Origin of the sequence: uncultured Enterovirga sp. (assembly GCF_964242715.1) — a bacterium.
GTDB lineage: Bacteria > Pseudomonadota > Alphaproteobacteria > Rhizobiales > Beijerinckiaceae > Enterovirga.
Genome location: NZ_CAXTAZ010000053.1, coordinates 1 through 22,432, shown reverse-complemented (window position 1 = coordinate 22,432; position 22,432 = coordinate 1). Strand labels below are relative to the sequence as shown.

At 69.5% G+C, this 22,432-nt stretch carries 26 protein-coding genes; 7 read left to right on the top strand and 19 right to left on the bottom strand.

Features of this window, described 5'->3' with window-relative positions; genetic code table 11:
• Positions 1-35 precede the first annotated feature (35 nt).
• The gene (locus ACFE87_RS20525; RefSeq protein WP_375461518.1) at positions 36-1,004 is read left to right on the top strand and encodes a Bug family tripartite tricarboxylate transporter substrate binding protein; all 969 of its coding nucleotides are present in this window, start codon (positions 36-38) and stop codon (positions 1,002-1,004) included.
• Between the two features lie 12 nt (positions 1,005-1,016).
• Here the strand turns inward: ACFE87_RS20525 and ACFE87_RS20520 are convergent, their stop codons facing one another.
• The 3 genes from ACFE87_RS20520 to ACFE87_RS20510 all read right to left on the bottom strand — a co-directional run bounded on the left by ACFE87_RS20520 (position 1,017) and on the right by ACFE87_RS20510 (position 2,356).
• Complete coding sequence (locus ACFE87_RS20520) at positions 1,017-1,253, bottom strand: hypothetical protein (RefSeq protein WP_375461517.1); 237 nt, start codon at positions 1,251-1,253, stop codon at positions 1,017-1,019.
• Positions 1,254-1,406: 153 nt separating this feature from the next.
• Entirely contained in the window at positions 1,407-1,925 is a 519-nt protein-coding gene (locus ACFE87_RS20515; RefSeq protein WP_375461516.1) for an NmrA family NAD(P)-binding protein, read from the bottom strand.
• On the bottom strand, positions 1,922-2,356 hold the full coding sequence (locus ACFE87_RS20510; protein ID WP_375461515.1) for a pyridoxamine 5'-phosphate oxidase family protein: 435 nt from the start codon (positions 2,354-2,356) through the stop codon (positions 1,922-1,924). Before ACFE87_RS20510 ends, ACFE87_RS20515 begins: the two co-directional genes overlap by 4 nt.
• A gap of 54 nt (positions 2,357-2,410) precedes the next feature.
• On the opposite strand from ACFE87_RS20510, the gene ACFE87_RS20505 reads away from it, so the two are divergent.
• Entirely contained in the window at positions 2,411-3,106 is a 696-nt protein-coding gene (locus ACFE87_RS20505) for a TetR/AcrR family transcriptional regulator (RefSeq protein WP_375461514.1), read from the top strand.
• 112 nt (positions 3,107-3,218) lie between these two features.
• Here the strand turns inward: ACFE87_RS20505 and ACFE87_RS20500 are convergent, their stop codons facing one another.
• From ACFE87_RS20500 to ACFE87_RS20480, 5 genes are all read right to left on the bottom strand, one after another.
• A complete protein-coding gene (locus ACFE87_RS20500) occupies positions 3,219-3,653 on the bottom strand; it encodes a type II toxin-antitoxin system VapC family toxin (protein ID WP_375461513.1) in 435 nt (144 codons plus the stop codon).
• Positions 3,650-3,907, bottom strand: a complete 258-nt coding sequence (locus ACFE87_RS20495; protein WP_375461512.1) for a type II toxin-antitoxin system Phd/YefM family antitoxin — start codon at positions 3,905-3,907, stop codon at positions 3,650-3,652. Before ACFE87_RS20495 ends, ACFE87_RS20500 begins: the two co-directional genes overlap by 4 nt.
• A 118-nt stretch (positions 3,908-4,025) precedes the next feature.
• Positions 4,026-5,114, bottom strand: coding sequence for an MBL fold metallo-hydrolase (locus ACFE87_RS20490; protein WP_375461511.1), 1,089 nt, complete (start codon positions 5,112-5,114; stop codon positions 4,026-4,028).
• 105 nt (positions 5,115-5,219) lie between these two features.
• Positions 5,220-6,818, bottom strand: coding sequence for a glutamine-hydrolyzing GMP synthase (guaA, locus tag ACFE87_RS20485; protein ID WP_375461510.1), 1,599 nt, complete (start codon positions 6,816-6,818; stop codon positions 5,220-5,222).
• A 184-nt stretch (positions 6,819-7,002) separates the two neighbouring features.
• Positions 7,003-8,289, bottom strand: a complete 1,287-nt coding sequence (locus ACFE87_RS20480) for an RsmB/NOP family class I SAM-dependent RNA methyltransferase (protein ID WP_375461509.1) — start codon at positions 8,287-8,289, stop codon at positions 7,003-7,005.
• Positions 8,290-8,406: 117 nt separating this feature from the next.
• Between ACFE87_RS20480 and ACFE87_RS20475 the strand changes: the two genes are divergently transcribed.
• Positions 8,407-8,559 (top strand): hypothetical protein, encoded by a 153-nt coding sequence (locus tag ACFE87_RS20475; RefSeq protein ID WP_375461508.1) that lies wholly within the window; start codon positions 8,407-8,409, stop codon positions 8,557-8,559.
• Positions 8,560-8,663: 104 nt separating this feature from the next.
• Here the strand turns inward: ACFE87_RS20475 and ACFE87_RS20470 are convergent, their stop codons facing one another.
• The 3 genes from ACFE87_RS20470 to guaB all read right to left on the bottom strand — a co-directional run bounded on the left by ACFE87_RS20470 (position 8,664) and on the right by guaB (position 11,403).
• The gene (locus ACFE87_RS20470; RefSeq protein WP_375461507.1) at positions 8,664-9,095 is read right to left on the bottom strand and encodes an MAPEG family protein; all 432 of its coding nucleotides are present in this window, start codon (positions 9,093-9,095) and stop codon (positions 8,664-8,666) included.
• A complete protein-coding gene (locus ACFE87_RS20465; protein WP_375461506.1) occupies positions 9,092-9,547 on the bottom strand; it encodes a type II toxin-antitoxin system VapC family toxin in 456 nt (151 codons plus the stop codon). The genes ACFE87_RS20470 and ACFE87_RS20465 overlap by 4 nt, the downstream gene beginning before the upstream one ends.
• A 356-nt stretch (positions 9,548-9,903) precedes the next feature.
• Positions 9,904-11,403: an IMP dehydrogenase gene (gene guaB / locus ACFE87_RS20460; protein WP_375461532.1), complete on the bottom strand. Its 1,500-nt coding sequence runs from the start codon at positions 11,401-11,403 to the stop codon at positions 9,904-9,906.
• Between the two features lie 275 nt (positions 11,404-11,678).
• Here guaB and ACFE87_RS20455 point away from each other — a divergent pair, with 275 nt between their 5' ends.
• Complete coding sequence (locus tag ACFE87_RS20455) at positions 11,679-12,950, top strand: O-antigen ligase family protein (protein WP_375461505.1); 1,272 nt, start codon at positions 11,679-11,681, stop codon at positions 12,948-12,950.
• Here the strand turns inward: ACFE87_RS20455 and ACFE87_RS20450 are convergent.
• The 3 genes from ACFE87_RS20450 to ACFE87_RS20440 all read right to left on the bottom strand — a co-directional run bounded on the left by ACFE87_RS20450 (position 12,913) and on the right by ACFE87_RS20440 (position 15,291).
• Positions 12,913-13,632 carry an RlmE family RNA methyltransferase gene (locus tag ACFE87_RS20450; protein WP_375461504.1) on the bottom strand — a complete coding sequence of 240 codons (720 nt, stop codon included), beginning with the start codon at positions 13,630-13,632 and terminating at the stop codon, positions 12,913-12,915. The genes ACFE87_RS20455 and ACFE87_RS20450 overlap by 38 nt on opposite strands.
• Positions 13,629-14,681 carry a Ppx/GppA phosphatase family protein gene (locus tag ACFE87_RS20445; protein WP_375461531.1) on the bottom strand — a complete coding sequence of 351 codons (1,053 nt, stop codon included), beginning with the start codon at positions 14,679-14,681 and terminating at the stop codon, positions 13,629-13,631. Before ACFE87_RS20445 ends, ACFE87_RS20450 begins: the two co-directional genes overlap by 4 nt.
• 178 nt (positions 14,682-14,859) lie before the next feature.
• The gene (locus ACFE87_RS20440; RefSeq protein WP_375461503.1) at positions 14,860-15,291 is read right to left on the bottom strand and encodes a PleD family two-component system response regulator; all 432 of its coding nucleotides are present in this window, start codon (positions 15,289-15,291) and stop codon (positions 14,860-14,862) included.
• Positions 15,292-15,425: 134 nt separating this feature from the next.
• On the opposite strand from ACFE87_RS20440, the gene ACFE87_RS20435 reads away from it, so the two are divergent.
• From ACFE87_RS20435 to ACFE87_RS20425, 3 genes are read left to right on the top strand one after another with little or no spacing between them, the layout of a single operon-like run.
• Positions 15,426-16,625: an acyl-CoA dehydrogenase family protein gene (locus ACFE87_RS20435; RefSeq protein WP_375461502.1), complete on the top strand. Its 1,200-nt coding sequence runs from the start codon at positions 15,426-15,428 to the stop codon at positions 16,623-16,625.
• A gap of 26 nt (positions 16,626-16,651) precedes the next feature.
• A complete protein-coding gene (locus ACFE87_RS20430) occupies positions 16,652-16,891 on the top strand; it encodes a hypothetical protein (RefSeq protein WP_375461501.1) in 240 nt (79 codons plus the stop codon).
• A 10-nt stretch (positions 16,892-16,901) separates the two neighbouring features.
• Positions 16,902-17,444 (top strand): methylated-DNA--[protein]-cysteine S-methyltransferase, encoded by a 543-nt coding sequence (locus tag ACFE87_RS20425; protein ID WP_375461500.1) that lies wholly within the window; start codon positions 16,902-16,904, stop codon positions 17,442-17,444.
• A gap of 58 nt (positions 17,445-17,502) precedes the next feature.
• Here the strand turns inward: ACFE87_RS20425 and ACFE87_RS20420 are convergent, their stop codons facing one another.
• From ACFE87_RS20420 to ACFE87_RS20400, 5 genes are all read right to left on the bottom strand, one after another.
• On the bottom strand, positions 17,503-18,471 hold the full coding sequence (locus tag ACFE87_RS20420; protein WP_375461499.1) for a TAXI family TRAP transporter solute-binding subunit: 969 nt from the start codon (positions 18,469-18,471) through the stop codon (positions 17,503-17,505).
• Between the two features lie 140 nt (positions 18,472-18,611).
• Positions 18,612-19,604 carry a magnesium transporter CorA family protein gene (locus tag ACFE87_RS20415; protein WP_375461498.1) on the bottom strand — a complete coding sequence of 331 codons (993 nt, stop codon included), beginning with the start codon at positions 19,602-19,604 and terminating at the stop codon, positions 18,612-18,614.
• Between the two features lie 98 nt (positions 19,605-19,702).
• Positions 19,703-20,671 (bottom strand): Bug family tripartite tricarboxylate transporter substrate binding protein, encoded by a 969-nt coding sequence (locus tag ACFE87_RS20410; RefSeq protein ID WP_375461497.1) that lies wholly within the window; start codon positions 20,669-20,671, stop codon positions 19,703-19,705.
• Between the two features lie 104 nt (positions 20,672-20,775).
• A complete protein-coding gene (locus tag ACFE87_RS20405) occupies positions 20,776-21,831 on the bottom strand; it encodes an ABC transporter ATP-binding protein (protein WP_375461496.1) in 1,056 nt (351 codons plus the stop codon).
• A gap of 184 nt (positions 21,832-22,015) precedes the next feature.
• Positions 22,016-22,432: oligopeptide/dipeptide ABC transporter ATP-binding protein (locus ACFE87_RS20400; protein WP_375461495.1), on the bottom strand; the 417-nt coding region annotated here is incomplete at its 5' end.

The window sequence follows — 22,432 nt, the reverse complement described above, 5'->3', positions numbered from 1 at the left end:
GCGCGACCCTCGCCGATGCCTGATGAGATTTCCCCATGACCCGCGTCTGCCTCGCCTTGATCCTGGCTGCCCTCACCTTCAGCACGGCCCTCGCGCAAAGCTTCCCGTCCCGCCCCGTTACGATGGTCGTGCCCTTCGGAGCCGGCGGGCCGACCGACGCCCTCGCCCGCATCGTCGCCGAGCGGATGCGGGTGGCGCTCGGCCAGACCGTGATCGTGGAGAATGTGAGCGGGGCCTCCGGCACGATCGGCATGACGCGCGTCGTGCGCGCCGCGCCGGACGGCTACACCATTCTGCTGGGCAATTGGCCCTCCTTCGTGGTCGCGACCGCGACCTTCGCCCTTCCCTTCGACGTCAGGACGGATTTCGAGCCGATCGCGCTCCTGCCCAACAACCCCTACATCGTGGTCAGCAAGAGGGACGTACCGGCGAAGGACCTGCGGGAGCTGATTGCTTGGCTGAAGACGAATGACAGGGTCTCGGCCGGCACCGCCGGCCCTGGGGCCGGGCAGCATGTGAGCGGGGTCTATTTCCAGAAATCGACCGGCACCCAGTTCCAGTTCGTGCCTTACCGGGCCGGCTCCTCGGACATCATGCGCGACCTCGTCGCCGGCCATATCGACCTCACCTTCGACCAGGCTATCAGCGCGCTTCCCTATGTGCGGAGCGGGCAGGTCCGCGCCTATGCGATCACGGGCAAGAGCCGGCTCGCGGCCGCTCCCGACATCCCGACCGTCGACGAGGTCGGGGCGCCGGGCGTCTATATCTCGACCTGGTTCGGCCTCTGGGCCCCGAAAGGCGTTCCGGCCGACGTCGTCGCGAAGCTGAACGCGGCCGTGGTGGAGGCCTTGGCCGATCCTGCGGTTCGGACCCGCCTGACGGAGCTCGGCCAAGAAATCCCGGCCGCCTCGGACCAGACTCCGGCCGCCCTGTCGGCGCATCTGAAAAGCGAGATCGACAAGTGGTGGCCGATCATCAAGGGCGCCAACATCAAGGCCGAGTGAGCGCTCCGGGCGTCACGAGACCGCCGCCAGGACGTCGCGGGCGCTGGTCCAGGGCAATCGGCCGTAGCGGTCGTTGTCGAGCGGCTCGAGCTTGCCGCGTCCGCTCGCCATGTCGCGAAGATATTGCATGCCCTGCCAGGCCGGGAACGGGGTGTCGCTCGCGGGCGTCACGGCTCGGGCGATCCGGATGACGAGGCCGAGGAGTCCGAGCCCGCCGGCGCGCCACATGCCGAATGTGTGGCCGGTCAACGACGTCATCGTCTCGGCTAGGGAGCGTGCGGTCACCACGTCGCCGGCGACGCGCAGGAAGCGCGGCGCCGCCTCGTCCAGCGCCGCCGCCGCGGTGAAGCGGGCGACATCATCCTTGGTCGTGAAGTCGAGCGGCTGGTCCGCGGATCCCCACTACAGGACCTTCCTGCGCTTATGCAGGACGAAGGGCGCCTGCCCGGCCAGCATGTCGGCGAAGCCGCCGTTCAGGATCGAGGTCGCCCGGATCGGGGCCGCATCGAGGCGGGCGAGGAAGTCCCGGCGGAGATCGAGATTGCGGTTGTCCCCGGGCCGGGTCCGGGTGAAATCGAGCGAGAAATCGGACGGGATGAAGCGCGGCACGCCGGCAGCCACGGCGGCGTCGAGCAGGCGCGCCTGCATGTCGATGATGACGGGCCTAAGGCCGTTCACGGCCGACACCACGCAGACGGCGCCCCGGCAGGCTTCTGTCAGCGCACCCACATCTTCGAAATCGACCTCGACCGGAAGGGCGCCCGTCGCCCGGAGCGCGGCCTGCTTCTCGGCCGAGACGCCCCGCCGCACGAGCGCCCTCGCCTCGGCGCCGCGCGCGACGAGCGCCGAGGCGATGCGAGCGCCGAGATCGCCGGTCGCGCCGGCAAGGACGACGACCGGTTTCGTGGCGGCGTCGCTCACAGCTCGATCTCCGTCTGATCGGCGCCGTTCCAGGCGTGGACTCGGTCCGCATGCACGCGGATGAGGACGAGGCCGGGCGTGTCGACCCCGTCCGCGAACCAGCGGTCCAAGTCCTTCGTCCAATGCGCCCGGAAGGCGTTCTTGTCGCGGATCAGTTCGGCCGTCCCCGCGACGGCGATGAAGACGGGAGGGCCGCCCAGGAAACCGCTTCGGCCCGTGAAGGTCAGGCCGACCTGCGGATCTCGGCCGATATCGGCGATGGTTCGGGCGCTGTCGTAAGAGAAGAAGAAGCAGTCGCCGCTGAAATCCACGTCGCGATTGTTGCTCATCGGCCGGCTCGCGACGGCGCCGTTCTCCGTGCGGGTGGATAGCATTGCGAAGTCGATGTCGCGCATCGTCTCCGCCAGATCTTTCAGGGTTATCGAGGCCATCGCGTCAGTCTCCAGGGCTGGCCTTTCGTGCCATAACTGAACGGTATCGTCTAGATGACAGGATGGGCCGGCCACGCTATCGTGATGGCGATGGATGGCGCTCTTCCCGAGACGCGGCCCGGCGCCGAGGCGGATCGTCGGCGCGGGGGCCGTCCCCCGGCGGCGAAAGCCGGCGAGGTGGATGCCCGCATCCTCGACACGGCGACGCGTCTCTTCCTGGAGCAGGGCGTCGACGGTACGAGTTGCGAGCAGGTCGCGGCCGAGGCGCATGCCGGCAAGGCCAGCATCTATGCCCGCTATGCCAACAAGGCGGAGCTGTTCGCGGCGGTGATCCGGCGGGCAGTCGACCGGAACATGGCCGCAAGCCATGTCGCACCTGCCCATCTCCCGCTTCGCGACCGCGTCGTGGCCGCCGCCTGCAGCATCGCCGAGGCCTCGCTTCAGCCGGACGCGATCGCGCTGATGCGGCTGATCATCGCCGAAGCCGGTCGCCGGCCCGAACTCGCCTCTCATGCCAACGCCATCGGCCGCGCGGCGGGCGTCGCCCGGATGGCTGCTGCCATCGGGGGCGACCAGGATGAAACAGGCGATACGGCTGAACGCGCGACCGCTTTCGTCGAACTCTTCTTCGTCCCGCTGATGATGCGCGCGCTCCTCGGCGAGGACCCGGCCGACCTTCGCCGCGCCGTTTCGGACAAGGCAGCGGCGGTGATCGATATGCTCCGCCTGGAGCTAATGGCGGGGGCCTGAGACGAGGCTGCCTGCGCCCGCGACTTGGGCCAGCGTCCCTCAACCCGTGCGACGGCCTCGTTGCCGACATGGCCTTAGAAGGTACCGCCGTCGAAGCGGGTCCGAGATGCGCTCATGGCCCAGGCGGCCTCTTTGCCGCCCACGGATTGAGCAGGGCCACGCCCATGGGTTCGAAGTCGCCGACGTTCCGCGTCACCACCGTCAACCCGTGCGTCAACGCCGTGGCGGCGATCAGGGCGTCGCGCTCCGGCCGAGGATCGGGAACATGCAAAGCCGCACACCGTCGCGCGACCGCCGTATCGATCGGCAGGATCTGACCCGCGAAAGGTCTCAGCACGCGTTCGTCCAGCCATCGGCGCAAGCGCAAGCCTTGCGGGGGGTCGCGTCGTTCGATCAGGAGGACACCGCGCTCGAGTTCGAACACCGTCACGACGGACAGATACAAGTCAGCAGCGTCGGTCTCTTGCGCCCATGTCTTGACGTCCTCGTCGGCCCGACCTCGATTGCGCAGCTCCGACCAGACATTCGTGTCGATCAGGTAGCTCACGTGAAAGGCACGGGCCGGAAGATCCGGTCGCCCAAGCGAGGAGCATCAAACTCGACGTCGTCGTCTTGGTCTTGGGCGACCACATCAAGCAAGCTTCTTCCGCCGCCCGCGAGCTTCCGATACGCCTCGAAGCTCAAGAGGACGTGGGAGGGCCTTCCACGATCCGTGATGATGACAGGGCCATTCTCGGCCGCCCTCTTGGCGCCCCCGGCATCCTGATTGAACTCGCGGCTGGAGACGGTGGTGATGCTCATGGCGAACCCTCCGAAGGGTCCTTTAGCAGCCGGCCTCCTCAGCCTCAAGCTGAATAGCAACGTTTCTATTCTCGTCCCCTCGGACGGTGGGACGATAAATCGAAGATGGCCGCTGGCCCTAGCTCCGCCAGACCTGTCCGGGCCTCATCGCGAGGAAGCGCCCGGCCGGAACGTCTCGCCTCGCCAGGGCCTCCGCGAGATCGCGCGCGGGCCGGTCGACGGCTTCGTCGGTCAGATGGAACGTCCCCCAATGACAGCCGAGCCCCTGCCGGGCGCGGAGCAGCCGCATGGCCTGGACGGCATCGTCCGGGTTCATGTGCTGGCTCGCCATGAACCAGCGCGGCTCGTAGGCGCCGATCGGCAGGAGGGCGAGATCGATCGCCGGATGGCGGGCGGCCATGTCGCGGAAATGCCTGCCAGCGCCGAAGCCGGTATCGCCCGCGAAGTAGATCGTGTGACCGCCGCCCTTGACGACGAAACCCGCCCAGAGGGCGTGGTTGCGGTCGGCCAAGCCACGGGCGGACCAATGAAGGGCCGGAACGGCGGTCGCCGTCACGCCGCGGCCGAGCACCGCCGTGTCGCCCCAATCGAGCGGGGTCACGGCGATTGCCGGATCCTCCGACCGGATGATGGCATCGTTGCCGAGCGGGGTGACGATCAGGGGCCGGTCGCGCTGCCAGAGACGCAGGATCGTCGGCAGGTCGAGATGGTCGTAATGGTTGTGGGAGATCAGCACGGCATCGATCCGCGGCAGATCGTCGAAGGCGATCCCGGGCGGGTTGTGACGGCGTGGGCCGAGCGCGGAGACGGGGCTCGCGCGATCCGACCATATCGGATCGGTGAGGATCGAGAGGCCACCGATCTGCAGGAGGAACGTCGCGTGCCCGACGAGGGTCGCGCGCAGCCCAGCCTTGCCCGAGGAACCCGGTCGCGTACCGGCGTAAGGGCTCGGATAATCGTCGGGCCACACCTCCGACCGGGATGTGAGGCGCCAGGTCAGGACCTCGGCGAAACTGCGTGGTTCGGACCCGCCTTCCGGATTGAAGAAGCGCTCGCCGTCGAAATGGTTGCTGCGCGGACCGGAATAGTAGAAGCTCCCGGTCGTCGGACCGACCGCTCGCGCCGGCCCCGCGCCTGCTAGGCCATTGAGCCCGCCGAGCACCGCCAGCCCCGCGGCCCGCCTCGTCCATCGCGTCGGTGTCGGCATGGTGCGGTCGCTCCAGGGTCGCCGGCTCGCGCCCTCACGCGGGACGACACTCGCATGCCCCGGCGGATGGGCCAGTCACGTCTTCGTCGAGAGCCGAGCCTCAGGTCACTCCCACTCGATCGTGCCGGGGGGCTTCGAGGTCACGTCGTAGGTGATGCGGTTGATGCCCTTGACCTCGTTCACGATCCGGTTCGCCACCCGGCCGAGGAAGTCCATGTCGTAGGGGAAGAAATCGGCCGTCATGCCGTCGACCGAGGTGACGGCGCGGAGGGCGCAGACGAAGTCGTAGGTGCGGCCGTCGCCCATGACGCCGACCGTCTTCACCGGAAGGAGGACGGCGAAGGCCTGCCAGATCTGGTCGTAGAGGCCGGCCTTCCGGATCTCGTCGAGGTAGATCGCATCCGCCCGCCGCAGCATGGCGAGCTTGTCGCGCGTGACCTCGCCCGGGCAGCGGATGGCGAGGCCCGGGCCCGGGAAGGGATGGCGCCCGACGAAGGCCTGCGGCAGGCCGAGTTCGCGGCCGAGCACCCGAACCTCGTCCTTGAACAGCTCCCGCAGCGGCTCGACGAGCCGCATCTTCATCCGCTCGGGCAGTCCGCCGACATTGTGATGGCTCTTGATCGTGACCGACGGCCCGCCCGTGAAGGAGACGCTCTCGATCACGTCCGGATAGAGAGTGCCCTGGGCCAGGAAATCCGCCGAGCCTTTACCGTCCTTTGCGAGCTTGGTCGCCTCGGCATCGAAGACGTCGATGAAGAGCCGGCCGATCGTCTTCCGCTTCTGCTCCGGGTCGGTGACGCCTTCGAGCGCGGAGATGAACGTGTCGGCCGCGTCCACATGGACGAGCGGGATGTTGTAATGGTCGCGGAAGAGACCGACGACCTCGGCCGCCTCCCCTTCCCGCATGAGGCCGTGATCGACGAAGACGCAGGTCAGTTGCTCGCCGACCGCCTCGTGGATCAGCACCGCGGCGACCGCGGAATCGACGCCGCCCGACAGGCCGCAGATCACCCGCGACGTGCCGACCTGCTCGCGCACCCGCCGGATCGCCTCGTCCTTGAAGGCCCCCATGCTCCAATCGCCGGAACAGCCGGCGATGTCGCGCACGAAGTTGCGGATCAGGAGCGCGCCCTGCGGCGTGTGCGCCACCTCGGGATGGAACTGGACGCCGTAGAGCCGGCGCGCCTCGTCGGCCACGATGGCGAAGGGCGCGTTGGCGGAGGCGGCGAGCGGCTCGAACCCGTCCGGCAGCTTGGTCACCCGGTCGCCGTGGCTCATCCAGACCGGATAGCTGTGGCCGACATGCCAGATGCCCTTGTAGAGGGGGCTCTCGGCCAGGATCTCGATCTCGGCCCGGCCGAACTCGGCGTGATGCCCGCCCTCGACCTCGCCGCCGAGTTGGTGCGCCATCGTCTGCTGGCCGTAGCAGATGCCGAAGACGGGTGTGCCCTCGCTCACGATCCCGGCCGGCACCTGTGGTGACAGGTCCATCGTCACCGATTCCGGCCCGCCCGACAGGATCACGCCGCGGGGCTTCAGCCGCCGGAACGCCTCCTCGGCCTTCTGGAACGGCACGATCTCGGAATAGACCCCCTCCTCGCGCACGCGGCGCGCGATAAGCTGGGTCACCTGGGAGCCGAAATCGACGATCAGGATCGTGTCGTGCTGCTGCTGGATCACGTCGTGCTGCTGAGGGTCGGTCATCCCGAGCAGGTAGAGCGTCAGGGCCTACGAAGCAACGAAAGCAAGGCAGGTCCACAGGATAATGCGTGCTTCGAGACGCAGCCTGCGGCTGCTCCTCAGCATGACGCGGTGGTGGTCGGCCCCTCACCAGCGGCGTCATGCTGAGGAGCGACGCGAGCGGCGCGTCTTCAAGCACGGCCTGGCCTCATCCCCGCAGCATCGCCACGTAGAACCCGTCCGTCCCGGTCCTGAGCGGCGACATCTGGATGCCGTACCGCATGACCCGGACGGCGCCAGCGAGCGCCGGCAGGCCGGCCGCGGCGGCGTACGATTCCGGGTTCTCGACGGAGATACCCGGGCAACGCGCGAGAAGGGCCGCGACAGCCTCGTCGTTCTCCTCGGGAAGAACCGAGCAGGTCACGTAGCAAATTCGGCCGCCCGGCCGGACGAGGCGCGCGGCGCGATCGAGCACGATCGCCTGGTCCTTGATCCGCCCGGAGAGGCTGCCGGGTCGGAGACGCCACTTGGCGTCGGGGTTGCGCCGCCACGTACCCGACCCGGTACAGGGCGCGTCGACGAGGACGAGATCGGCCTTGCCGTCGAGATCTGCCACCGGGTCGGCCTTGCGCGGCGTGCGGATCTCGACGAGCGCGGCCCCGGCCCGCTCGAGCCGGGCATGGATCGGGGCGAGGCGGCGCGGGTCGGCATCGGTCGCAAACACGCGGCCCTCGCCGCGCATCATGGCGGCGAGCGCCAGTGTCTTGCCCCCTCCCCCGGCGCAGAGGTCGATCACGGTCTCGCCCGGCTTCGCGCCCGAGAGGAGGGCTGCGAGCTGCGAGCCCTCGTCCTGGATCTCGAACTCGCCCCGGATGAAGGCCGGGTCGGATTGCACGGACGGCCCGCGCCCGTCCTCGCCGACGGGGAGCCGCAATCCCGAAGGCGACCAGGGCGTGGGCACGGCCGAGAGATGGGCGAGTTCCGCCGCCACCGCGTCCCGGTCGGACCGCAGGGTATTCACCCGCAGGTCGAGCGGGGCACGCGTGGCGAGCGCCGCCGCTTCGGCCACCATGTCGTCGCCGAATGTGCGGGCGACGGAGGGAGCGATCCAGTCCGGGATATCGGCCCGGACATGTGCGGGCGCGTCCACCAGCCCATCCCCCGACAGCGCCGAGCGCTCGGCTTCCGTCAGGGGCGCGGGGGCGAAGCGCTCGCCCGAGGCTAAGGTCGCGATGTCGTCCGCGCTCTTGCCCCGGGCGAGGCGGAGGGTGCCGAGCAGCACCGACCGCGGCGAAGCCTCTCCCATGAGCCACGAGGCGGAGGCACGACGGCGCAGCGCGTCGTAGACGAGGCTCGCGATCGCGGCACGGTCACCGGAACCCGCGAAGCGGTGGGCGAGGCCCCAATCCTTCAGCGCGTCCGGCGCTGGGCGCCGCCGCGCCTCGACGTCGGCCAGGACCTCGATCGCGCCGGACAGGCGGGCCGCGGGTGTCACCGGGAAGCCACGCCGGCTGCCCGTCTGCGGGGCCGCGGCCCAGGGCCACGTTTCCGGCGGGTTTGGAGCCGAGCCGTGAGGAGCGCCCTCGGGCGCGTCATCTGGAGATGAGACCGAATGTTGCCCCTCCTGCGGCTGTCGCTCGCGACGGCCCTCGCCTTGACGATCGCGGCCTGTGCCTCGGCCCCGCCGCCCCCGCCCGACTATCCCGCGCCCGGCGCTCGGCGCCTCGACGCCAAGACCCAACTCGAGACCGGCCGGCGCTACTGAGCGCCCGACGACTCACGCTCCTCACCCTGAGGTGCTGAGCGAAGCGGAGCCTCGAAGGACGCACTCTCGCCTGTGCGTGCTTCGAGGGCCGGCTCCGTGGCTGTTCATATCGCCATCGGCGCGGCCAGGATGCGGACAGCGAAGACGATCCACATCACGAGCAGCGCCAGCGCGCCGACCGCGAAGGCCCCGAATCGATACGGCAGCGCATTCGTGGTGACGTAGACGCCGGCATGCAGGATCCGGCTGAGGACGAACACCCAGCTGAGCACGACGAAGAGCAGGTCGGCCTTCCGTGTGACGATCGCGAGCGGCACGATCGCGAAGAACAAAACCGGCAGCTCGAACTGGTTTGAGAAGGCATTCGAGGCGGCCTGGGCCGGGCCGGGCCAGCTCTTCTGGCCGAGGATGACATCGTCATATCGGACGGCGTTGGCTTTCACCGCCTCGTACCGTCGCTGGCCCATCACGACCGCGATGGCGAAGACGAGGAGGACCTGGACGAAGACGGGGAGGAGGATCGACTGAATGGTCATCGAGCCGCTCGTGAAGGCGTGTCCATGAGGCGTCTCTCGTCGGTGTCGGCGCCCAGCAGCCACACGGCATGCTGCCAAAGCGATCCCAAAAGTTGCGTCCGCAGCTTCGCGTCGGCGGTCACGAGCCAACAATCCCAACGTTCCGCAGCGGCGACGTAGAGCGCATCATACATCGAGCAGGACGCTTCAGCTGCGATCTGGAAAGCGGCGTCGGCCAGCATCTCGGTCGGGAAAAGCCTCACCACATCACGGATTTTCGACATCACGAGCCGGCAATGGTCGGCGGTGAGCCCGCCAGAACGGTGGTGACGGAGAAGCGCCTGACCGACCTCGACCAGCACGTGGGCCGGGGCGGCCCGCGGGAGATCGAATTCCAAAAGCCGCTCCGCCTGTTCGCTGCCCGGCTCAGGCACGAACCATTTCAGGGCAACGCTCGCATCGACGACGATCATGCAGCGTCGCGATCGGCCCGGATCGAAGGCGTGCTATCGGGAAGAAGGGGTTTGAGAGCCATGGCCCGTATCTCGCGACAAAGCCGAACCGCCTCGATACCTGTCAGTCTGTTTTCCGAGACCTCGTCCCGATCACGCCGGACTAGCACGGTGCTGTCGGGCAGCGTCAGAGGAACGGGACCGGGACCCGCCTTGCCCTCCGCCCTACCTCCCTCGAGCGCCCGTGGCTCGTCTTTGGGCAGATAATCCAACGCCACGTCGGAGACCGACCTTCCGGTCCGACCAGCCAGGGTCTCCAAAGCCCGCATCGTCCCACCTGGTGCGTTCTCGATCGTCAGAGTTGCCACGACCTCACCTCAACCCCGCCCCATCGGATAATTCGGGCTCTCGCGCGTGATCGTCACATCGTGGACGTGACTTTCGCGCAGGCCCGCGCCGGTGATGCGGATGAACTGGGCCTTGTCCCGGAACTCGCCGAGATCGGCGGCGCCGACATAGCCCATCGCCGCCCGGAGGCCGCCGGAAAGCTGGTGCAGCACGGTCGAGACGGGACCCTTGTAGGCGACCTGCCCCTCGACACCTTCCGGCACGAGCTTCAGCGCGTCCCTCACCTCCGCTTGGAAGTAGCGGTCGGCCGAACCGCGCGCCATCGCGCCGACCGACCCCATGCCGCGATAGGCCTTGTAGGAGCGGCCCTGGAACAGAAACACCTCGCCCGGGGCCTCGTCGGTCCCGGCGAGGAGCGAGCCGACCATCGCGACCGAGGCCCCGGCCGCGAGTGCCTTGGCGAGATCGCCCGAATACTTGATGCCGCCGTCCGCGATCACCGGCACGTCCTGGTCCGCGGCGGCCTCGACCGCCTCGAGGATCGCCGTGAGTTGGGGCACGCCGACGCCGGCGACGATCCGGGTGGTGCAGATCGAGCCCGGGCCGATCCCGACCTTGATCGCGTCGGCGCCCGCATCGATCAGCGCCTTCGCGCCCTCGCGGGTCGCGACGTTGCCGGCGATGACCTGGACGGAATTCGAGAGCTTCTTCACCCGGGAGACGCTCTCCAGCACCCGGACCGAATGGCCATGGGCCGTGTCGACCACGATCAGGTCGCAGCCGGCATCGACCAGGCGCTCGGAGCGGGCGTAGCCGTCGTCGCCGGTGGTGGTCGCGGCCGCGACGCGGAGGCGGCCCTGCTCGTCCTTGGCGGCGGCCGGATAGGCCACCTGCTTCTCGATGTCCTTCACGGTGACGAGGCCGACGCAGCGGTAATGCTCGTCGACCACGAGGAGCTTCTCGATCCGGAACTGATGGAGAAGCCGCTTCGCCTCCTCCTGCGAGACCCCGTCCTTGACGGTGATCAGGCGGTCCTTCGTCATCAGCTCCGCGACCCGCTGCGCCGGGTCTGAGGCGAAACGCACGTCGCGGTTCGTCAGGATGCCGACGAGTTTGCCGCGCGAGCCGTTCGGGCCACGCTCGACGACCGGGATACCCGAGATGCCGTGCCGCTTCATCGTGGCGAGCGCGTCGGCAAGCGTCTCGTCGGGATGGATGGTGATCGGGTTCATCACCATGCCGGATTCGTATTTCTTCACCATCCGGACCTGGTTCGCCTGCTCCTCCGGTTCCAAATTCCGGTGGATGACGCCGAGGCCGCCATTCTGGGCCATGGCGATCGCCATCCGGCCCTCGGTGACCGTGTCCATCGCTGACGCGATGATCGGGATGTTGAGCGAAATCGATCGCGTGATGCGGGTCCGGAGGATCGCCTCCGACGGCATGACCTCAGAGCGACCCGGACGGAGCAGCACGTCGTCGAAGGTCAGGCCCTCGACGAAACCGTCCGGCCACCTACCATTCACCATGCCAACCCCCAGCACATCGCTCCGACGACCTGCCCAGGGAGACGGGTGCGCGACGCGAGTTGACGCGGGGCCGTAGCACGCGCGCCCGGACCCCGCCACCCTGCGGACGCGGAGGTGGTGCGACACGGACGCCGCGCCCGCCATGTCATCAGTCGCCGCCTCGCTCCGATTGACCGTCGCCCACGCGCCGCGTAGTGGCCCGCCCAGCCGGCCATCCAGGTGGCCGCCAGCAACGCCGCGGACGGGCTTCCGTCGGCGACGGAGGGTCGGCGGGCGTGCAGGCCACCGGAAGATCGCTACCGACATCGTCCTGGGTCGATCGCCTCGATGCGCTCGCCTTCGTGCTGCTCGCCGTGATGCCGCTCGGGATGGCGCTCGTGAACCGCTCCGCGCAGCCGCTGCTTGGAGCCGCCGCCTTGGCCGCTCTCGCGGCCCGGGTGTCGGCCGGCGACCTCGGCGACGTCCGGGACAGGATGGCCCGGCTCGTTCGGACGCCGATCGGGATGGGGTGCCTGGCCTTCCTCCTCTTTGCCGCGATCTCGATCGGCTGGAGCCATCATCCGAAGACGTCCCTCTCGGCCTATGGCGAGCTCCTGCTGTCGGGCGGCGCGGCGATCCTGCTCCACGCCGCCCTGCCCCGTCGCGTGCCGGGCTGGGTCGTGAAGCTCGCGACCGTCGCGATCGCGATGGGCTGCCTGGCCATCGTGGCGGAACTCGCGACCGACATGGCCTTCCGGACCAGCCTGGGCGTCCGCAACGCCACCTTCATCTTCAAGCGCTCGGTCTCGGCCATCCTGGTCCTGGGATGGCCTGTCGCGGCCTTCCTGTGGATCACGGGACGGCGCCCGATCGCGGTCGCGGCCGCGCTCCTGCTCGGGGTCGCGACCTATGCGGCGCATTCGAGCGCGACCGCGCTTGGCCTCACCGCCGGGCTCGCGGCCGCCATCCTGGCCGCGCGATCACCCCGGCTCGGAAGCCGGGTGCTGGCGGCGGCCTTCGCGGTCGCGATGCTGAGCGCGCCCGTCATCGGCGAGGCCGCAAGCCGGATCCTCCCCCCGCAATTCGTCGAGAAGCTTCATTTCGCCCATGCGGCCGACCGGATCGCGATTTGGCAGAGTTTCGGCGAGGTCGTGAAGCGGCGGCCGATCGCCGGGGCCGGGTTCGGAACCAGCCCGGTGATGAACAAGGAGCCGGTGGCGGACGAGGTCCCGCCCGAGCGCCGACTACTGCTCGGGGCCTGGCACCCCCATAGCGGTTACCTCCAGGTCTGGGCCGAGACGGGGCTCGTCGGGGCCGCGCTCTTCGGGGTGACGTTGATCCTGGCCCTGCTCGGGATCGGACAATTCGGTCGCGCCCGGGCGGCGGCGACCTGCGCCATGATCGCGTCGGCCGGCGCCATCATGCTGGTCGGACACGGCCTGTGGCAGGGCTGGTGGGGCGCGGTGATCGGGGCGTCCGCGATCTGGCTCGCCCGGCTGCCGGACGGCGCGGCGGCGGACGCCGCCAAGGTCAGGCCTGCGCTTCGTCCGGCTCCTGCCGCCCCCTGAATCCGGTCGCCAGCACGTAGAGTTCGGCCGAATCGGAGCGGCTCGCAGCCGGCTTGACGTGCCGAACCACCGCGAAGTCGCGTTTCAGGTCCGCCAGCAGCGTGCCCTCCGTGCCGCCCTGCAGCACCTTGGCCACGAAGCCACCGCCCGGAGCCAGCACCAAGCGGGCGAATTCCGCGGCCGCCTCGGCCAGGCCCATGATCTTGAGATGGTCGGTCTTGCGGTGCCCGGTCGCGTTCGCCGCCATGTCGGACATGACGAGATCCGCCTCGCCGCCCAGCATCTCGACGAGGCGGGCCGGCGCTTCCTCGCTCATGAAGTCGAGTTCTGCCGTATCGACCCCGGCCAGCGCGTCCATCGGCAGGAGGTCGATCGCGACCACCCGCCCGCGGCCCGAAGAACGCCCGACCCGCTCCGCGGCGACCTGCGACCATCCGCCGGGCGCCGCCCCGAGATCCACGATCCGGGCGCCGTTCCGGATCAGCTTGTGGCGGTCGTCGAGTTCGATCAGCTTGTAGGCGGCGCGCGAGCGATAGCCGTCCTTCTTCGCCCGGGCGACGTAGGGGTCATTCAGCTGCCGCTCGAGCCAGGCGCGCGACGAGGGCGTGCGGTTGCCGCCCTTCCTGACCTTCTGCCTTCCGGGGGCGACCGAGCGCCCCTCCCCGCTCCGACCCGCACTCACGCGTGGCCCCGGCGAGCCCAGACCTTGTCCTCGCGCATCATCGACATGAGGATGCCCTCGCGCAGACCGCGATCGGCGATGCGGAGGTAATTCGCCGGGAAGGCGCGCCGGATCGCCTCGAGGATGGCGCATCCGGCGAGGACCAGATCGGCGCGGTCGCGGCCGATACAGGGATTGTCGGCCCGGTCCTGCAGGCTCGACGAGAGAAGCCAGTCGGTCACCGATTCGATGTCGTCGCCCCGCATCCACATCCCGTCGACGCGGCGGCGGTCGTAGCGTTCGAGCCCGAGATGGATGCCGCCGACCGTGGTCACGGTGCCCGAGGTCCCGAGAAGGTGGAAATTCGGCGCGGCCGCGGCCGCGCCGGCCTTGAGCGCGAAGGGCAGGAGCCGGCCCGACACCTCCTCCACCATGTCCTCGAAGACCGAATGCGTGACCCGCGTCCCGCCATACCGCTCCGCCAGCGTCACCACGCCGACCGGGAGCGAATCCCAGGCCCGGATGCGCTCGCTCGGACAGATCCCGGCCGGTCCGGTCTGGCCGTCGAGCCAGGCGACCTCGGTCGAGCCGCCTCCGATGTCGAAGATGATCACCGACCCGGCCTTGGGATGGGCGAGCGCCGCGCAGCCCATCACGGCGAGCGTCGCCTCGGTCTTCCGGTCAACCACCTCGATCGCGAGCCCGATCTCCTGGCGCACGCGCTCGATGAATTCGAGCCCATTCGAGGCGTGGCGGCAGGCTTCGGTCGCGATCAGGCGCGCCCGCACGACATTCTTCGATTCGATCTTGGTCTTGCAGACCCGCAGCGCCGCGACCGTGCGTTCGATGGCATCGTCGCCGAGCCGGTCGCCATGTCCAAGCCCCTCACCCAACCTCACGATTCGCGAGAAGGCGTCGATGACGCGGAACTCGTGATAGGACGGCTCGGCGATCAGAAGGCGGCAATTGTTGGTGCCGAGATCGAGTGCCGCATAGGCGTTGCCGGTCCGGCGGGAGGCCGATTTGGACCGGGGCGCGACGTAGGTTTCGCGCTCGCCATGCAGGGCCACGCCTCCGGAATGCCCCTCCGGAGCCGGTATCACTCCCCCGACCCATTCGGCCTGGGCGACGGCATCACCTCGGTCCTGCACGGCCGCGAAATCCGGGACGCCGCGGCAAGGGCCGGAGCGTCAGCTGTTGTATGGGACGTTAGCAACTGCACGGAGCCGGTGCAAAGCGCGGGCCGTCTCATCCATTCGGACGCGCAGCACCCGTCGATGCCCGTGCCCGCACGATTCGCTCGAGCCGGAGGCGGAGGTCCTTGGGCGAGAACGGCCGCGCCAGGATCGCGTCGACCTCGAGCGCCATCGCCTCGGAGACGGCGCGGGCGGTCGGCTCCGGCATCGTGACGATCACCGGCATGGCGGGCGCATGCGAGCGCGAGGCGTCTCGCGCCATGGCGACGATCTCGCGCGCAGTGATCACAGGCAATTGCCAGTCGAGCACGAGCAGGTCCGGCTTGTGGTCGGCGAGCGCGCTCAGCGCCTCGGCGCCGTCGAGCACCTCGACGATCCGCCGCACGCCCGTTCGGGCGAGAACGTCCCGGGTCGTCCGGGCACCATAGGGACTGCCGTCGGCGACGAGGGCGACGAGATGGCGGGCCGTGTCGGGGGCGGACATGGCGGCATCCTGCCCGATCCGCCTTGTCGCATCGCTAACGCTCGAGCCCGGCCCCGCCTTTCCGGTCCCGGCTCCCGGGTCTAGAGAGGACGGAAGCGGGGGTCAGGCGTCCCCGAAGGGCGGGAGGTCTCTCGATGACGGCTGTGGCGCATAGGGACTTCTCGACGGCCGGCTCGGCCCCGCGCCGGTCGGCCTATTTCGACGCCGAGCACGAGATGCTGCGGGACCAGGTCCGGCGCTTCGTCGAGGCGGAGGTGAAGCCGAACGGCCTCGCCTGGGAGGAGCAGGGTTTTACGCCCCGCGAAACCTTGCGCCGGATGGGCGAGCTCGGCTTCCTGGGCATCCGCTACCCGGCCGAATATGGCGGATCGGAGCTCGATACCCTGGCAACCGTGGTGTTGGCCGAGGAACTCGGCCGCTCCACCTTCTCGGGCTTCGCGATCACCGTGCTCGTCCACACCGATATGGCCTCCGTCCACGTCGCCCATGCCGGGAGCGAGGCCCAGAAGAGCCGCCACATGGCCGACATCGTCGCCGGGCGGAAGATCTGCGCCGTCGCCGTCACCGAGCCCGGGGCGGGATCGGACGTGAAGGCGATCCGGACCCGCGCCCGCCGCGACGGCGACAGCTACGTTCTCGACGGCTCGAAGATCTACATCACGAACGGGGTCCTCGGGGACCTCTATTGCGTGGCCGCGAAGACGGGCGAGCCGGGCGACCGGCCGTCGCGCAGCGTCTCGATGTTCCTGGTCGAGAAAGGCACGCCGGGCCTCAGGGTCGGACGCGCGCTCGACAAGCATGGCTGGCGCTCGTCCGACACCGCGGAGCTCTTCTTCGAAGATTGCCGCATCCCGGCCGAGAACCTGCTCGGAGAGGAGGGCCAGGGCTTCTACGCCATCATGAGAAACTTCCAGAACGAGCGCGTGGTCATCGGCGCGATGGCGATCGGCGAGGCCCAGGCCGCGATCGAGATCACCCTCGACTGGCTCACGAGCCGCCAAGCCTTCGGGGCACCGCTCTGGGACAAGGGGGCGATCCGGGCGAAGCTCGCCATGCTGCAGGCGAAGGTCGAAGCCGGGCGCCAGCTCGTCTACCATGCGGCCTGGCTCGACACCCAGGGCGCGGACGCGACGAGCGAGGTCTCGATGGTGAAGGCCTATTGCGGTGAGCTCGTGAACGAGGTGATGTATGCCTGCCTCCAATTCCACGGCGGCCTCGGCTTCATGCGCGAATCGACGATCGAGCGCATGACACGCGACGCGCGGGTGCAGTCGATCGGCGGCGGCGCGACCGAGGTGATGCTCGAGGAAGTCGCCAAGCGCATGGGCCGCTAGGCCCTTCCCACAATCAGGACACAACCATGCCGAGATACCTCTACGCCGCTGCGCTCGCCGCCGCCGTCGCCCTCGGAGGCTGCACCAGCTTCGACGACAAGGGTTCGTCCAGCCGGTCCGGTCTCGCGGAGGTCGGGTCGGACCTCGGCGGGAGCGGCTTCACGCGCAGCAGCGACACCTACGGCACCGGACGCCGCGTCGATGTCTATGGCGGCTCGAACTCGCCCGTCCTGCCGACGATCGGCGCGCCCGGCTACGGCAAGTAGCCGGGCCCTCTTGGCCGCGCCGCTCCGTTTCGCGCTGTTCGACACGGCGCTCGGAATCTGCGCGCTCGGCTGGCGCGACGCCCGGATTGCTGCCGTCCATCTGCCTGATACGGACGCGGGCGAGACCCGCGCCGGTGTCCAGCGTCGCTTCCCCGGGTCGGTCGAGACCCTCCCGTCCGCCGAGATGCAGGGCGTCGTCGATCGGATCCGGGCATTTCTCGGCGGCGCGCCGGCGGACCTGTCCGACGTCGCCCTCGATCTCGACGGCGTTCCGGATTTCCACGGCCGCGTCTACGCGGCCCTCCTCGAGGTCCCGCGCGGTTCCACCACGACCTACGGCGACCTCGCCGCGCGGATCGGCGAGCCCGGCGCCGCCCGCGCCGTCGGGTGGGCCCTCGGCCGGAACCCGGTCCCGATCATCGTGCCCTGCCACCGCGTCCTCGCGGCCGGAGGCCGGACCGGAGGCTTCACGGCACCGGGCGGAGCGATGACGAAGCTGCGCCTTCTCGCCATAGAGGGCGCGGCCCCGATGGGCCAGCCGAGCCTGTTCTGAGCTCTGTCGGAGCGTTTTCGATCAGGCTGGAAGGTGATGCGAGCCTCGAAGCACGCACTCAACCCCGATCGCGCAACGCGTCCGGCACGATGACGCCCTTGTCGGTGAAGTAGCGCAAGGCTCCTGGATGGAAGGGCAGGAAGGTGTTGGCCGTCACGTTGGCCAGGGAGGCGCCGACGAGGCGCGGGAACGCGCCCGTGATCTCGGCGGCGTGGTCGAGAACGGCCCGGGTCGTCTCGTAGGCTTCGGCCTCGCCGAGGCGATCGCTCCCGATCAGGAAGCTCCAGATGGCCGCGCTCGGCAGCGCGCTGGATTGGCCCTTGTAGCTGCCGGCCGGGATCTCGCCCGTGGCGACATACGGGAAGGTGCGCCGGAGCCCGGCGATCTCGTCCGGCGCGAGCCCGAGCACGACCCCGTCGGCCCGCTCGACCACCTCGGCGAAAGCCGGGACCGGAATGCCCGAACCGAACCAGAAGGCGTCGATCTCGCCTGCGATCACCCGCTCGGCAAGATCGGCCGGCGCGCCGGTCGCGATCTTCACCGGGAGCCCGAGCGCCGCGACCAGGCCGACGAGATACATCTGCGCAGACCCGCCAGCCGGACCGGCCCCGATCGTCGCCCCGGCGAGGTCGGACAGGCGCGCCGCTCCCCGAGCGCGGAGAGCGACGAGGCCGAACGAGGCCTCGTAGAGCGGGAGCAGGGCGCGCAGGTTGCGGAACGGCCCCCGAGCCTTGAACGGCGTCCGCCCGTTCCAGGCGTCGAAGACGCTCCCCATGCTGGCGAGGCCGAGATCGGCGTCCCCGGCCCCGATGAGCACCACATTGTCGTGGCTGCCGGTCGTCGGCTGAAGGTCGAGGTCGATCGGGGCGTAGCGGGCCACGAGCTCGGCGAGAGCCGGGCCATGTTCGTGGAAGCCGCCACCGGAGGAGCCGGTCGCAAGCGTCAACCTCGTCCGCTCGGCGGCGGCCGGCAAGGCCGGCCAGGCGAGCGACGCCGCGCCGGCCACGAGGAGACGACGCCGGCTCAATCCTCCCCGCATGTATCCCCTGCCGCCCAACCGAGCCTGCCTCTGCACTCCTCTATCATTGCCGCAGCCGTGCAAGCGTCAACAGAGCGACGCAGGCCTGCGGCCGTGGGCGTGGGCGCTGTCTCGGCTTCTCTAGGCGTCTAGAACCAGCCCCGCTTGCGGAAATAGACCAGCGGCACGAGCGCGCTCAGCGCGATCAGCGTGAGCCCGTAGGGATAGCCCCAGATCCACTCCAGCTCCGGCATGTGCTTGAAATTCATGCCATACAGGCTGGCGACGAGCGTCGGCGGGATGCCCACGACCGACACCACCGTCAGGATGCGGAAGCGGTCGTTCTGCTCGATATTGATGAGGCCGAGATCGGCATCGAGCAGGAACTGCACCTTGTCGGAGAGGTGGTTCTCGTATTCGTCGAGCGACCCGACGTCCTTCAGCACGGTCTCGAGCCGGGGGACCGCGTCGTGCGGCAGCCATTCCTCACCCTCGCCCTCGACATAGGGGACGATGCGGCTGATCGCGAGAAGCGTCGCCCGGACCTTGGAGATGAGCTGACGGGAGCGGCCGACCCGCCGGAGCGTGTTGCGGAGGCGCGCGTCCTGCTGCTTCGGCCGATGATTGGCGCCTCGGTCGAGATCCTTGCCGAAGACCTCGTCGGCCATGACGTCGAGCTGGGTGCCGACCTCCTCCAGGATGTCCGCGAGGCGATCCACGATCGCCTCCAGGAGAGCGACGAAGACCGCGACGCTCGACGGCCGGTGGACCTCGCCCTGGTCGACCCGCGCGCGGCAGGCCTCGAAGGCCTTCAGTTCCTCGAACCGGATCGTGACGAGGTGGTCGGCCGACAGGATCAGCCCGACCGGCGTGATCTTCGGCACGCCCTTCGGATCGCGGAAGACGAGCGGCAGCGCAAGGTAGATCGCCTTGCCGGACCGGCGCAGGCGCGAGGAAATCTCCACCTCGCTCAGCTCTTCGAAGCTCGGCAGCTTGAAGCCGGTCGTGCGCTCCACGAGCGCCGTCTCGCGCTCGTCCGGCTTCAGGACATCGAGCCACAGCGAGCCGGACGGGAGCTTCGGCTCGTCCACGGTGACGTCGCACGCGCCGCCGTTGCCATCGCAGCCATGGATCTGAAGCATGTCGTCCCCGCCGGGCCGCGAGGCCGCGCGCCGTGTTCGCCGGGCCGGCCAGGGAGGTCAAGCCGGCACCGGCGCCTCTCAGCGGCGGTGCCGCGCGGCTATTCGACCTTCGCGCCGGAGACGCGGACCACCTTGCCCCATTTTTCGATCTCGGCCGCGAGATAGCGGCCGAACTCGTCCGTGGTGGTGGCCCGGGTGGTCGCGCCGAGCTTTGTGAACCGCGCCTTGATCTCCGGGTCGGTCACGGCCCGGACGACCTCGGCGTTGAGCCGGGAGACGATGTCGGGCGGGGTGCCTTTCGGGACCACGAAACCGTTCCAGGCGATCGCCTCGTAGCCCGGCAGGCCGGATTCGGCGACGGTCGGGATGTTCGACGCGATCGGCAGGCGCTCGGCGGACGTGATGCCGAGCGCCCGGACGCGACCGTCCTCGATCTGCGGCAGGGCGGACTGCGTGGTGTCGAACATGAGCTGGACATGGCCGGCGACCACGTCCGCGAGCCCCGGTGCGCTGCCGCGGTAGGGCACGTGGGTCATCCGGATCCCGGCCATGGAGCAGAAGAGCTCGGCCGCGAGGTGGGTCGACTGCCCGATCCCGGACGAGGCATAGTTGAGAGCGCCGGGACGGGCTTTCGCGTCCGCGATGAGCTCGGCGACCGTTTTCGCCGGCAAGGATGGATGCACAACGAGGACGAGCGGGTTCTCGGTCAGGAGCGCAATCGGCTCGAAGCTCGTGCGGGTGTCGTAATTGAGCTGCCGGAACAGCGTCATGTTGATCGCGTGCGCGGTGGTCGCGACCACCAGCGTGTAACCGTCGGGCGGCGAGGAGGCCGCGACCTCCATGCCGACATTGCCGCCCGCCCCGGGCCGGTTGTCGATGACGAAGCGCTGCCCAAGACTCTGCGACAGCTTCTCGGCGACGAGGCGTGCCGTGATGTCGGTCGATCCGCCGGGCGGATACGGCACGATGATCTTCACCGGCCGGGTCGGCCAGGTCTGGGCGCGCGCTCCCGAGACGAGCGCGGGACAGGCGAGCAGGCCTGCGGCCAGGGTGCGTCGGGTCAGCATGGCGTCTCCTCGGGTCGTCTTTGGAGACAGCCTGCCCGAGGCCGGGCCCGAGGTCGAGGAGCGATCACCTCGTCATCGCAAGCCCAGCCAGAGCAAGCCAGGCGTTAGCGCGCCGTCTCCTGGATTGCTTCTTCGCTGACGCTCTTCGCAATGACGGGAGGAGGGCTTGGCGCAAGGACCTTCAGCCCCAGAAGTGCGGGCGATTCGTCCTTGCGGATGCAGCGTGCGTCGTGGCCCGGGCTGACCGGCAGCGCCGGCGGCGGCGCGGCGCGGCAGGGCTCGATCACGAGCGCGCAGCGCGGTCCGAAGGCGCAGCCGGGCGGCAGCTTGGTGACGTCCGGCGGCGAACCCGGGATGGCTTCGAGCCGGTTGCCCTTGGCGAGAGCGCCGTCGGCGCGGCTCTTCAGGAGACCGATCGTATAGGGGTGGCGCGGGTCGCGGATCAGGTCGCGGGCCGAACCCTGCTCGACGATGCGGCCGGCATACATGACCGCGATCCGGTCGGCGACCTCGACCGCGGCACCGATGTCGTGGGTGACGAAGATGATCGAGAGGCCGAGGTCGCGCTGCAATTCGCGCAGCAGCAGCAGGATCTGGATCTGCACCGTCGCGTCGAGCGCCGTCGTCGGCTCGTCGGCCAGCAGCACCTTGGGCCGGCAGGCGAGTGCCAGCGCGATCATCGCCCGCTGCCGCATGCCGCCCGACATCTCGTGCGGATAGGCGTCGAGCCGCCGCTCCGGGCTCGGGATCCGCACCCGCTCGAACAGCTCGAGCGCCCTCGCCCGCGCAGCCGCCCGGCTCGCCTTCTCGTGGCGGCGGATCACCTCCACGATCTGCTCGCCGACGGTGTAGACCGGGTCGAGCGCGAGCAGCGGCTCCTGGAAGATCATGGCGACCGTGTTGCCGCGGATATCCGCCATGGCCCGCGCGCCCGTCGCGGTGATATCCTGGCCATCGACCCGGATCGTCCCTTCGACCTTCGAGCGTTTGGCGGGATGCAGCCGCAGGAGCGAGCGCAGGGTCACGCTCTTGCCGGAGCCGGATTCGCCGATCAGCGCCACGACCTCGCCGCGCCGGAGCGAGAGGTCGACGCCGTCCACCGCCCGGACGACGCCGCCGAAGGTGACGCGAAGGTTTTGGATCTCGACGATGGGGGTCATGGGGCTCGCACCCTGCCTCTCCCCGCCCGCGGGGAGAGGTCAAGTCCGCGGTCACGCGGACCGGGTGAAGGGCAGAGGAGACGTGCCGCAGATGATGCGGTTCCTTCGCCCCTCATCCGGTCACGCCGACGCATGACTCGACTTTTCCCCGTCTGCGACAGGGGGAAGAGACGCGCTGTCACCGTCACGCCGCCGCCTCCAGCGCAGCCGGCGCTCGCGAATGGCCGGAGCCCGCCTGCACCATCAGGCAGGCCGCGAGATGGTTCGGCCCGGCGGGCGCGACCGGCGGCTCCGTCACCGAGCAGACCGGCTCGACGAAGCTGCACCGGGTGTGGAAACGGCAGCCGGAGGGCGGATCGATCGGGTTCGGCGGGTCGCCGGCGAGCGGGGCCACCTCGGTGCGGTTGTCGGGATCGAGCGAGGGCATCGAGGAGAGGAGCGCGGCCGTATACGGGTGGCGTGCCCGCGCGAAAACCTCCTCCGAGGCGCCGAGTTCGGCCACACGGCCGAGATACATCACCATGACCCGGTCGGAGATGAAGCGGACGACGTTCAGGTCGTGGCTGATGAAGATGTAGGTCAGGCCGAACTCGTCCTTGAG

Coding starts and splice junctions, on each gene's coding strand:
- ACFE87_RS20415 (WP_375461498.1), bottom strand. CDS start 19,604: ATGCTTCAGATCCATGGCTGCGATGGCAACGGCGGCGCGTGCGACGTC.
- ACFE87_RS20410 (WP_375461497.1), bottom strand. CDS start 20,671: ATGCTGACCCGACGCACCCTGGCCGCAGGCCTGCTCGCCTGTCCCGCG.
- ACFE87_RS20475 (WP_375461508.1), top strand. CDS start 8,407: ATGTTGCCCCTCCTGCGGCTGTCGCTCGCGACGGCCCTCGCCTTGACG.
- ACFE87_RS20470 (WP_375461507.1), bottom strand. CDS start 9,095: ATGACCATTCAGTCGATCCTCCTCCCCGTCTTCGTCCAGGTCCTCCTC.
- guaA (WP_375461510.1), bottom strand. CDS start 6,818: ATGACCGACCCTCAGCAGCACGACGTGATCCAGCAGCAGCACGACACG.
- guaB (WP_375461532.1), bottom strand. CDS start 11,403: ATGGTGAATGGTAGGTGGCCGGACGGTTTCGTCGAGGGCCTGACCTTC.
- ACFE87_RS20495 (WP_375461512.1), bottom strand. CDS start 3,907: ATGAGCATCACCACCGTCTCCAGCCGCGAGTTCAATCAGGATGCCGGG.
- ACFE87_RS20510 (WP_375461515.1), bottom strand. CDS start 2,356: ATGGCCTCGATAACCCTGAAAGATCTGGCGGAGACGATGCGCGACATC.
- ACFE87_RS20435 (WP_375461502.1), top strand. CDS start 15,426: ATGACGGCTGTGGCGCATAGGGACTTCTCGACGGCCGGCTCGGCCCCG.
- ACFE87_RS20440 (WP_375461503.1), bottom strand. CDS start 15,291: ATGTCCGCCCCCGACACGGCCCGCCATCTCGTCGCCCTCGTCGCCGAC.
- ACFE87_RS20465 (WP_375461506.1), bottom strand. CDS start 9,547: ATGATCGTCGTCGATGCGAGCGTTGCCCTGAAATGGTTCGTGCCTGAG.
- ACFE87_RS20505 (WP_375461514.1), top strand. CDS start 2,411: ATGACAGGATGGGCCGGCCACGCTATCGTGATGGCGATGGATGGCGCT.
- ACFE87_RS20490 (WP_375461511.1), bottom strand. CDS start 5,114: ATGCCGACACCGACGCGATGGACGAGGCGGGCCGCGGGGCTGGCGGTG.
- ACFE87_RS20430 (WP_375461501.1), top strand. CDS start 16,652: ATGCCGAGATACCTCTACGCCGCTGCGCTCGCCGCCGCCGTCGCCCTC.
- ACFE87_RS20405 (WP_375461496.1), bottom strand. CDS start 21,831: ATGACCCCCATCGTCGAGATCCAAAACCTTCGCGTCACCTTCGGCGGC.
- ACFE87_RS20525 (WP_375461518.1), top strand. CDS start 36: ATGACCCGCGTCTGCCTCGCCTTGATCCTGGCTGCCCTCACCTTCAGC.